General features: G+C 37.1%; 10 protein-coding genes. 1 reads left to right on the top strand and 9 read right to left on the bottom strand.

Features of this window, described 5'->3' with window-relative positions; all coding sequences use genetic code 11:
* Window positions 1–957: 957 nt before the first annotated feature.
* From BLR79_RS07465 to BLR79_RS07480, 4 genes are read right to left on the bottom strand one after another with little or no spacing between them, the layout of a single operon-like run.
* On the bottom strand, window positions 958–1,989 hold the full coding sequence (locus BLR79_RS07465; RefSeq protein ID WP_092086526.1) for an L-threonylcarbamoyladenylate synthase: 1,032 nt from the start codon (window positions 1,987–1,989) through the stop codon (window positions 958–960).
* Window positions 1,982–2,851 carry a peptide chain release factor N(5)-glutamine methyltransferase gene (prmC, locus tag BLR79_RS07470; RefSeq protein ID WP_234970863.1) on the bottom strand — a complete coding sequence of 290 codons (870 nt, stop codon included), beginning with the start codon at window positions 2,849–2,851 and terminating at the stop codon, window positions 1,982–1,984. The genes BLR79_RS07465 and prmC overlap by 8 nt, the downstream gene beginning before the upstream one ends.
* Window positions 2,841–3,926: a peptide chain release factor 1 gene (prfA, locus tag BLR79_RS07475; protein WP_092086532.1), complete on the bottom strand. Its 1,086-nt coding sequence runs from the start codon at window positions 3,924–3,926 to the stop codon at window positions 2,841–2,843. The genes prmC and prfA overlap by 11 nt, the downstream gene beginning before the upstream one ends.
* 15 nt (window positions 3,927–3,941) lie before the next feature.
* Complete coding sequence (locus BLR79_RS07480; protein ID WP_092086535.1) at window positions 3,942–4,532, bottom strand: thymidine kinase; 591 nt, start codon at window positions 4,530–4,532, stop codon at window positions 3,942–3,944.
* A gap of 230 nt (window positions 4,533–4,762) precedes the next feature.
* Between BLR79_RS07480 and BLR79_RS07485 the strand changes: the two genes are divergently transcribed.
* On the top strand, window positions 4,763–6,076 hold the full coding sequence (locus tag BLR79_RS07485; RefSeq protein ID WP_092086538.1) for a MurT ligase domain-containing protein: 1,314 nt from the start codon (window positions 4,763–4,765) through the stop codon (window positions 6,074–6,076).
* A gap of 38 nt (window positions 6,077–6,114) precedes the next feature.
* On the opposite strand, the gene BLR79_RS07490 is transcribed toward BLR79_RS07485, so the two are convergent.
* The 5 genes from BLR79_RS07490 to BLR79_RS07510 form a co-directional block, all read right to left on the bottom strand.
* Complete coding sequence (locus BLR79_RS07490; RefSeq protein ID WP_200778883.1) at window positions 6,115–6,804, bottom strand: DUF554 domain-containing protein; 690 nt, start codon at window positions 6,802–6,804, stop codon at window positions 6,115–6,117.
* A complete protein-coding gene (locus tag BLR79_RS07495) occupies window positions 6,804–8,243 on the bottom strand; it encodes a hypothetical protein (RefSeq protein ID WP_092086544.1) in 1,440 nt (479 codons plus the stop codon). The genes BLR79_RS07490 and BLR79_RS07495 overlap by 1 nt, the downstream gene beginning before the upstream one ends.
* Window positions 8,244–8,254: 11 nt before the next feature.
* Window positions 8,255–9,463, bottom strand: coding sequence for an AI-2E family transporter (locus BLR79_RS07500; protein ID WP_092086547.1), 1,209 nt, complete (start codon window positions 9,461–9,463; stop codon window positions 8,255–8,257).
* 63 nt (window positions 9,464–9,526) lie between these two features.
* On the bottom strand, window positions 9,527–10,474 hold the full coding sequence (locus BLR79_RS07505; RefSeq protein WP_092086550.1) for a YdcF family protein: 948 nt from the start codon (window positions 10,472–10,474) through the stop codon (window positions 9,527–9,529).
* Between the two features lie 200 nt (window positions 10,475–10,674).
* Window positions 10,675–11,103, bottom strand: a 429-nt coding sequence (locus tag BLR79_RS07510) for an LPXTG cell wall anchor domain-containing protein (protein WP_143338814.1), incomplete at its 5' end; no start/stop codon positions are given.

The following is an 11,103-nucleotide window of genomic DNA, read 5'->3' on the forward strand; positions in this document are numbered from 1 at the left end:
TGAATCTAGCATTAAAAGAATTATAACACACCTATTCGCCCTTGTGTGCAGTTAGTTGCAACACGTTGCAAAATCAATATTTCAAGCGAATATTTGGCACGGACTTTTGCAGAAATTTGCAACTAATTGCAAAAGTGTGCCCCTTTTTTGCCCCTTTTTATAAGAGGTATTTTCTTTAAATCAATTCAATCAAAGAGTTGGCAACTGTTCACTTGAATAGCATAATATATTTAGAAGGTCAGGAAAGGAAGTGGAAGATGCAGACAAGATATGAGTACCATCGCATGAAACGAAGTAAGAAAAAAGAAGCAAAAAACGACTAAAGAGATTTTAGAAATAACCCTAACGATTCTAAATATAATCTCGATAGTCGCAAACATAATAAAAATGTTTTTAGTATAAATCTTAAAGAGGAAGGTAGACCTTCCCTTCCTCTTAATTTTATTATAAATTAGGAGGCGTTTCAAGTGAAAATTGTTAATCAGAATTTTAAGATTCTAGAGTAGATTGCTTGTCTGGTTAGACTTTAAAATGCTTAGTAGATTTGATATAATTTGATTCATGGAGAACCTTTCCTTTCTGTGTTATTTGCGTAACTTTAGGATAAGGTTCTCTTTTTTATGTTTCAAGAGTTGTTTTTTATTTTCCGAGATAAATTTTACACATAGAGGTTGTTTTTCTAAAGGGACTGTAGACTTATGTCACAGCCTCTATCTCTCAAACAAATGACGCCTTTTTGTTAGAAAGGACACTATTATAAAGAAGTGGCTATTATTAAAAACGCCAAAAATGATCGAAAGCAAAGAAATTAGAAATATATTTATAACACAAAAGCGGACACCATTTTTTAAAGTGCCCGCTTTTATTTTAGAACAACATAACAAAGTTCTTCAAACACTAGTCGTTCAATCTTCTTGTTTGAAAAAGACACTTACAGACTATCTATATCTCTAGCCTTTATAACACAAAGTTACTTGCTTTAGTGAGTCGATTCATAAATCCATGATTTTCTTGTGTCTCTTTTAAACCTTGAGCCACAATGATGGTTGCTTTTGTTTGTTCTAGCGCTCTTAGTCCACTGAACAGACGACGTGTATGTTCTTTAATATCTCCTTTTTGTCCTAAACTGTAGGTCGAAACGATTTGATTTGTATCTAATTCCTTCAAGATACTTTCATCCGCTAACACACCAATTTTTTCATCTTTAGATAGTTGTGTAATGACCTTGCGCCATTCTTTAATTGTTTTAGGATAGGCTATTAAGTAGACCGGCTGTTCCGGGCTATAGTGCGTATATTTCACTCCCGGAGAAAGTATTTGACCACTTTCTAATTGATCATCCGGAGTCATTTCAGTTACTGTAAATCCTTTATCCTCTAACTGCTGGGCAGTGATATTTCCCGGTCGTAAAATAAACACTTGTCCTTTTTTAGGGTAGACAACGGTAGATTCAATGCCGATTTTTGTTAAAGGTTCTGAGTTTTTTAATACGCCGTCAATTTCTCCTTTTGGATAATCGTTTAAGACGTGCTCATAACTTGTCGGACTAGGTTTACCTGATTTGTTAGCACTAGGACCTACTAAAGGAAAAGAATTTTCATTTAAAAGAGCTAAAGCGACTTCATTATCTGGCATACGAAAAGCGACCGTCGATTTGCCGCCCGTTACAATGGGGTCAAAAGCGCCATTTTTCATTTCAAAAATAATCGTTAAAGGACCCGGCCAAAATTGATTCATTAACTGATGATGGAGCGAAGTCACTTCATTAACATAGGGCTCAATATCTTTTGGATCTTTAATATGAACAATTAAAGGGTTGTCACTGGGGCGCCCTTTAGCTTCGAACACTTTTTTGATTGCTTGAGGGTTTGTTGCGTCAGCTCCTAAACCATAAACCGTCTCTGTTGGGAAAGCGACTAATCCGCCTTTAGACAAAGCTTCCCCTGCTTGTTTGATGGATTCTTTCGTAAAAACAATGGGCTTATTCATAATGATCCCTCCCTTTTAAATCAATTAAAATATATCGATCTTGTTCATTGAAATCTTGATGACAGGTCACATAGGCTTTAGGAAAAGCCTGTTGAAACAGCTCTTTGACTGCTTCTCCTTGGTTAAAGCCAATCTCTAATGCGATTAACCCCTTCTCTTTAATACGCTTAGGTAATTCCTTGGCTAGACGTTCGTAGACCAACAATCCATCGTGATCGGCAAATAAAGCGACATGGGGCTCATACTTTAAGACATTTTGTGTCATTAAATGTACTTCATCGTGGCTAATATAAGGCGGATTGCTGACAATAATATCGAATTGTTGCTGAGTTGGAATATCCGCCACTAAATCAGTTATATAGTTTGTCACCTTGACTTGATGGGCTTGTTGGTTGTCTTTAGCTACAGCCATCGCTTTAGCACTAATATCTGTCGCTGTGACGCGGCTCTTTGGATATAACAAAGCAAGCTCGATTCCTAAAATACCCGATCCTGTTCCAATATCTAACAATTCATATTCCTTATCCTTCGGATGATAGGCTTTCACTAAGTCTAATAATCCCTTAGTTTCTTCTCTCGGGATTAAAACGTCGGGGGTTACTTTAAATCGCTTGTCGTTAAAATAAGCATAACCTTTAATATATTGAATTGGCTCATCTTGAAGGAGACGCTTTAAAGCATTTTGGTATTCTTTAATCATTGCTTGATCTACAGGTTGTTGCATCTTTAACACTAAATCCGTCAAAGACCAATCGAATAACTCCAGCCAATAGTGCCGTGCTAAATGTGATGAATCCTCTTTTTGACCTAAAAAAATTGAAGCCTCTTGCAAGACTTCAAAAAGGGTTGGATTATGCACCATGGCCACGGTTCAACTCTTCTAAAGCTTCCGTTTGTTCGAATAAAATAAGCGCATCAATAATTTCTTCCAATTCGCCACTTAACACAGTATCTATTTTTTGAATCGTTAAGCCAATACGGTGATCGCTGACACGACTTTGTGGGAAGTTATATGTACGGATACGCTCTGAACGGTCTCCCGTTCCTACAGCTAATTTACGTGCAGAATCGGTTTTTTCTTGTTCAATGGATTGATAGTGGTCATAGACGCGAGCTTTCAATACTTTCATCGCTTTTTCCCGGTTTTTTAATTGGGAACGCTCATCTTGCATCGCAACGATAATACCAGTTGGTAAGTGAGTCATACGAACAGCCGAATCCGTTACGTTAACGTGCTGACCTCCGGCTCCCCCTGCACGGTATACGTCAATCTTAATGTCTTGTGGATCAATCTCAATTTCTACGTCGTCAGCTTCAGGCATAACAACAACGGTTGCGGTTGAAGTATGAACGCGACCTTGAGATTCTGTTACAGGGACACGTTGAACACGGTGTGCACCGTTTTCAAATTTTAGTTTACTGTAAACTTTATCACCGGTAATCATTAAAGTAACTTCTTTATAACCACCAACATCATTTGTTGAGGCTTCTAAAATTTCTACTTTCCAATTTTGACGCTCAGCATAGCGGGTGTACATGTTTAATAAATCTCCCGCAAAAAGCTGAGCTTCGTCTCCACCAGCAGCCCCACGAATTTCCATAATAATGTTTTTGCCGTCGTTTGGATCTTCCGGTAACATCATAATCTTAATTTCTTCTTCAAGGGTTTCCTGCTCGTCTTTTAATTCAGATAGTTCCATCTTAGCTAACTCTTCCATTTCACTATCTAAACTAGAATCATGAAGCATTTCTTTTGTGTCTTCAATGCCTTGTAAAACGTCTTTGTAGCGACGGATTTTTTCGACTTTAGGGTGTAAATCAGACTGCTCGATCGTTAATTTACGTAAACGATCTGTATCGCTAATAACTTCAGGGTCACTTAATAATTCAAGTAACTCTTCATAGCGAACGATCAGACTATCTAATTGTTCAAACATAGTTCTCCTTCTTTCTTAAGCGTTTTTAGGTAGTGGGCCGGGGTTTTGGTAGCATTTACGGCATACAGGGTAATAGGATTCATTGCCTCCTGGCATGATTTGTTCTCCTTCATAGACTGGTTCGCCATCATTAAAGCGCAAATTCATCGTTGCTTTTTTGTGGCAGAACCAGCAAATGGTCTTGATTTCTTCAATTTTATCTGCATAAAGTAATAAATATTTCGAGCCTTCAAACAACTCATTAACGAAGTCATTTTTCAAGCCAAAAGCCATGACCGGAATATCTAATTCATCAACAATACGAGCCATTTGTAAAATATGGGCTTTTTTAAGAAATTGTGCTTCATCGACTAAAACGCAATAAATTTTCTTATCTTGGGTAATATTCTTGACTACTTCATAGACATCTGTCATCTCATCAATAATTAAAGCGTTTTTCTTAAAGCCAACACGACTTTCAACGCTTCCTTGCCCTGACCTTGTATCTAATGCACTGGTAAAAATCAATACATCTTTATTTTGTTCTTCATAGTTATGAGCGACCTTAATAATTTCAATAGATTTTCCACTATTCATCGCACCATATTTAAAATAAAACTGAGCCATTTTCTTTCTCCTTGTAAACATACTCCTTAAAATTTTAAAAGAACAAAGGCAAGTAGTCAATCTTTTCAGCCAATTTAAGTTCGCTTTATGATAGAAAGTTGCTTATAATTGTGAAGGAACAAAACGAATAAAATTTAACAGTTATTTAACGTTTTTTATACTACCAAACGAAGAATTTTTTGATAAAATAATCTGTCGTTTTATTTTACTTGTTAAAAGGAGCTATTTATATGAAATTTAGAACACGCTTTGCTAAATCCATCGCTCGTTTAGCCCAAATCACTTTACAAAAAACTACCGGAGGCGGTAGCAGTTTACCCGGGAAAATTGCTACGGCGATTGATCCACAAATTCTATCACATATCGCTAAAGACTACGATGTCGTTGTCATTACCGGAACGAACGGCAAAACCTTAACGACAGCGTTAACCGCACATATTTTCGAAAAAAACGGCCAGCCTTTTATTACTAACCAAACAGGTTCTAATATGTTACAAGGGATTGTAGCTGCTTTTATTGAAGCAAAAACTCCTTCAGATAAACGTCCTATTGCTGTTTTGGAAGTTGATGAAGGATCACTAAAGCACGTCGTCCCTCATGTTCAACCTAAAGCCTTTATTTTTACAAACTTATTTGAAGATCAAGCTGATCGTTTTAGTAGTGTCGAAGCTGTTTATGAGTTACTTCTTGATGCTGCTAAAAGTGTTCCTGAAGCAACCGTATTTATGAATGGGGATTTACCTTTATTTGCGGAGCATGACTTGCCTAATCCAGTTGTTTATTTTGGAACTCAAGTGAATACAGGAGGTGCCTTTGAAGAGACTTCTTGCCCTCGTTGCGGTAAAACGTTAGATTACTACACCCACACCTTTTCAAATTTAGGTCACTATTATTGCTCTCATTGTGGTTTTAAACGCCCTGAGTTGACTTATAGCGTGGAGGAAATTGTCGAAACAACGCCTCATTATTCTGTTTTTATGATTAATGGTACGACGTTCCGTTTACCTTTTGGGGGAGTGTATAATATTTATAACGCTCTTGCTGCTTTTTCCCTTGCTGATCATTGGGGCGTTGATCCAGAAACGATCGCTGTTTCATTCAATGAAGTTCAAGACGTTTCCGGACGTCAAGAAGAAATTCAATTAGACGATAAACATTTAACGATTAACTTAGCTAAAAACACCGTAGGTATGAACCAGCTGCTTGAACTACTCAAACTAGATGAAGAGCCTTTTACTTTTGTTAACTTACAAAACGATCAATACGCCGACGGGCAAGATATCCAGTGGATTTGGGAGGCGAATTATCACGCTTTAACAAAGTTACCCATTCCACAAATTATTACTGGAGGAACGAGAGCTCAAGACTTAAAAAAACGCCTTCTAGAAGAAAAGATTGATCCATCGATCATTTATGTCGCTTCTTCAATGGAAGAGGTGTTAGAGGCCATAAAACAAGCTCCAACAGATAAAGTTCACTTACTCGGATCTTACACAGCGACCATTGAATTTAGAAACTTATTAAAAGAAAAACATTATTTATAAAATAACCCGAAAGTTGCTCGAAGCACTTTCGGGATTTTTCATATCATCGTAATTAACATAAAGATAACGGGTACAAAAATAGCTGGCATTAAGTTCATTAACTTAATATCCGTTATTTCTAAAACATTTAAACTTAAACCGATTAAAATAACTGAACCAATGCTAATCACATCTGTAATCACAGCGGGTGTTAAGATGGGAGCGGCTAATTGAGCAGACAGCGTTAAGCTTCCTTGAACGATTAAAATTGAAATAGAAGATAACATGACGCCAATTCCTAAAGAAGAAGATAATAATAAAGCCGTTACAAAATCTAACACACTCTTTGTATAAAGAGTCGTATGATCCCCATTTAAACCACTTTCTAAAGAGCCAACAATAACCATGGAGCCAATACAGAGTAACATTGAAGCAGCAATAAAACCTTGACTCAAACTCGGTCCATTTTTATCTCTTTTAGGAACAAAACGAGCCTCTAATTGGTTGACTGTTTTAATTACCCATCGGTCGATATCAATCCATGAACCGATAAAGCCTCCTAAGCCGATGGAAATTAATAACATCATAATGTTTTCATTAGCTAGTGCCCCGTCAACGCCTAAGTATAAGACACACAATCCAATACCATTCATTAAGGTTTCGTGAACGCGTTGTGGAATACCTCCCTTAAATAGTAAACCGATCGCACTACCAACAATGATCGCTATACTATTTACAATCACTCCCACTATTCATCACCTTCTTCTATCGCTTCTTGAAGTTCATCTTCTTGATCTTCCTCATCAGCGGTTGAATTTGTTCGCGATTCTAAATGTTCAATCAATGAACGATCAGAGCGGCTGTGATGTTCAAGTTTTAAGTCATCGTTAATCCATAAAGATAAATGAGGCATCCAGTCAAAAGTAACGACATAACTTTCATCAAAATCGATTTCTTCCTCTTCTTCTGAATCAACTTCATTTGAAGTAACCATCTCTTGCGAAGCCGTTGGTATATTAATTTCTATACCTATCGGCTTGTCTTGCCAATGTTGTTGGTAATACATTTTATCTAAAGCAAACGATTTAACTAAAGTGGCAGATTCACCCGATTCCAACTCTAAGCCATATAGTTCATTCATCAAAACATAATCACTTAAAATAGGATCTTCATCAATATATAGTGTGGCAATACCATCCACTGGGAGTAACGTCTCTGCTGAGTGGTTTGTTACTTCATATTCAACAGTTACTATCACTTGACCATTTGGAAAGTTTTTAAAGGACTCTTCATGGGCAGGAAATGGCTCAAAATCAGCTATTTCAGCTCGCATCAACGTCACTTCCACTGCATCGTCAGAAGTTTTTATCGCCTCATCCAATTGAGCTTGCGCAAGAAGTTCTTTATCTCCCCACCATTCACTTGTCAAGCGATCAGGAATAAAAGCTTGAAGTTCTTTTAACTCGGCTTCATTTTTCTCATCGACCGGTAAAAAGAGATTTTGCGAGCGACCTAAAGCATTTTCACGCTCACCACCTAAAGCGTCTGCATCTAATACGGGTGGTTCAATCGTTAAATAAAAATGCCCTTGAGACTCAATCTCTTCTAAACTTTTCTTGCCTAAGCCGTATACTAAATACCCTGAAACCGTTTCTCCTGCTTCTACTTTTCCTTGATTTTCAAGTAAAATATCTCGTAAGTTACCATGAAGTAAAGGATAAGCATTGGAAGAAGGGGTGGCAAATGACTCCCCACCTACATAGGATTGAGTGAGTTCATCTACTGTTAAATAAAAGGCTTCCGATGTTGTGTTTTCCACTGTTACATGGGCTAAAATTAACCCGGAGGGTTGGTTAGCATAATTAAAGTCGCGTTCTAAAGTTTCATCTGCCTCAGCAACTTCAAACAACGTTAACTCATCTACAATAATTTGATAGCCTGGTTGAATTTGTTTAAAGGGTTCATTCGTTTGATAAATCATATCCCCAAGTGTTAAGTAATCAAAGCTTTCATAAGCTGCTTTAATTTCATCCAAAGTTGCTGGCATCGTAATATCGACTTCTTGTTCAACTTCCACAATTTCCGGCTCATTCGATTCCTTTTTCTGATCTAAAAAAGCTTCGTATTGTGAACAGCCTGCTAATAAAAAAGTACTAACTCCTAGTAAATAGATTGTTTTCTTTTTCAATGTGTCCCTCCTTAAGAATGATCTTCAATAACGATAGGTAAATTCTCTTTATAAAATTCCGGTGGAGTCATTGGTGTTTCTTCGTCTTCATATAAATCTGATTGAATACGATACCATCTAAAGAGTTCATCAAATAATACTTTCAAGACGGCATATCCTGGAACAGCTAAAATAACTCCTGCTAAGCCGAACATTTTCCCCCCAGCAAGTAATACAAGTAGTATCGTCACTGGATGGATCTCCATGGAGCTTCCTAATACTTGGGGTGAAATAATTCGACCTTCAATGGTTTGTTCTAACATTAAGACAATGATTACTTTGACAAACATTAATGGAGATGTAATGAGTCCGATAATTAAAGCCGGAATGGCTGCTAACATTGAACCAATAATAGGGATCACGTTTAAAAAGCCAGCTAAAATACCGATCGTAATCCCATAGTCTAGCCCGATTAGGCTAAAGCCAATCATAAACATAATCGCCACGCAAATAGCGACAATAATTTGCCCGCGAACATATTGAGCAATTTGTTGGTTGGTTCGCACCATAATACGACGGATCGGTTTGCGGTAAATCGATGGAATCGCATGTAAAATACCTTGCGGAATTTTATAGTCTTCTAACAATAAATAATATAACAAGACAGGAATAACAACGATTCCTGTTGTCACTTGGGTCACTGTTCCCACTAAACTCCCCAAACTATTAAATGCGTTTCCGTTTGCACCTGTCAGTCGACTTAAATCAATTTGCGAAATAATTGGGTTAAGCAAATTATTTAACGGTCGTAAAGTTGGATGAGAAATAACGCGATTAAATAATTCACTAATCGCATCAACATAACGTGGCCAGTTATAAGCTAAAGCCGTCGTTTGCGTTTTAATAATTGGAAACAGACTACTTGCTCCCCAAATAATTAACAGTAAAGCAATGACAAAAATTAAAGCAATTGCTGTACTTTTCTTTAGTCCACGACGTACTAACTTGTTGACTAAAGGAGAAAACAAATAATACAGTGTCCCTGTACCCACTAAAGGTAAGCCAACAATACTAAAAAAATCTTTGACAGGACTAAACAAATAAGCAATTCGTGTAAAGACCATAATATTGATCATTACTAATAAAATAATAAGTAGCGTGGTCACCCAACGGTTATTTAAAAAGTTTTGATTAAACCATGATTGTTGCCGGTGAGGATGACCTTGATTTGGTCGAAACATTCCCTCTCCTCCTTTTATACTGCCCTTTATTTTACCATATTGGGACAGGTTTCTATACGTTGACTAGAGAAAATAATAATACATTATTAAAAAAATAGGGAATAAAATCATATGCCAACGACGTCTAAGAACGACAAAGGCAACCCACTCCCTAAAAAGCATTGAACACCATAATTTTTTGGGACTTTTAGCATATAAACCCACCCCATTTAGTTTTAATTGTCTAGCATAATATAAAGCCCGAGGAAGATGATAGTTGCTGGAGACAATGTAAAGAGGTGTTTTATCATCTAAAGATAGTAATTCCTTTGTGTTTTTTAAATTTTCATAAGTGGTGGTCGATGCATCTTCAACTTGAATTTGATCGGTAGGTATACCATGAGCTAAGGCGTAATGTTTCATCGCCACACCTTCAGGAAGATCCTCGTCGCTTCCTTGCCCACCCGACATCGTTATTAACTGATCTTTTTGATGATAGTGAATAGCTCCTTGTACTCTTAATTTTAACGTAGGTGATAACTCCGTGCGATTAAATAAGCCACATCCTAACACTACCATCGGATCAGCCGTTACCTTTTCTTGCCAGCTTTTAAATTGATAATAAAAATAAGTACTTAATAAATGAAGGTAATCCAAAACAATATACAAGACAACAAACTGGTAGAGTTTCATTAGCCAATTAAAAATGAGCCCATACTTATTGAACATTAACGCCGTCCAATAAACTAATGGAAAAATAGTACCGACACTTGCAACCGTAACAAAAAATAAGTTAAACGCGGTTAATCCTTGGGTTTTAATGCGCTTTACTCCTACCATTAAAAAACCAATGATTAACGGTAAACTCACAACTAGAGCACCAATGAGTAAAGCCGGAGAAAACGGATAATTAATTAACGTCAGTATCGTCATAATAAGTACAACGTTTCCCGGCCAAACAGAATAAGTAGAGGTTAACTTATTTAATAAAAAATAAATCCCAGTCATTATCCACCCTATACCAATGATCATTTTTTGACTCCTTCACATCACTTTTCTTATAATAACTTTCTATTAAATAGATCTGGTCATATTCCAATGCGCATTTTAGTCCTTATTGGTCTTATAGTAATCGATTTTATTTTTTATAGCAATTTTAAAATAGAAAAGACCTAAAGATACATTGATCTCTAGGTCTTTATTTGGATAGACAATACTTTTAGTTCAAAGCTTTAATCTTCTCTTTTACGACGATAGCCTAAGAGGCCGAGTCCAGTGAGGACAGATAAAATACCTGTACTAAAGAGTGTATGGTTATCCATTTCACCTGTTTCTGGTAGAACAGAAGACTTGTCGCCAGATTCTGTACCTTGTGAACCTCCATCACTTGGTGTACTTGGTTGTTCTGGTTCATTAGGTTCTTCCGGAGTCTCTGGAACTTCCGGTTCTGGAGTTTCTGGTTTCTCTGGAACTTCTGGTTCAGGGGTTTCTGGTTTTTCAGGAACCTCTGGCTCAGGGGTTTCCGGTTTTTCTGGAACCTCTGGTTCTGGGGTTTCTGGTTTTTCTGGAACTTCTGGTTCTGGAGTTTCCGGCGTCTCTGGAACTTCTGGTTCAGGAGTTTCAGGTGTCTCTGGAACTTCTGGCTCAGGGGTTTCTGGTTT

The organism is Dolosicoccus paucivorans (assembly GCF_900100125.1).
Classification (GTDB): Bacteria; Bacillota; Bacilli; order Lactobacillales; family Aerococcaceae; genus Dolosicoccus; species Dolosicoccus paucivorans.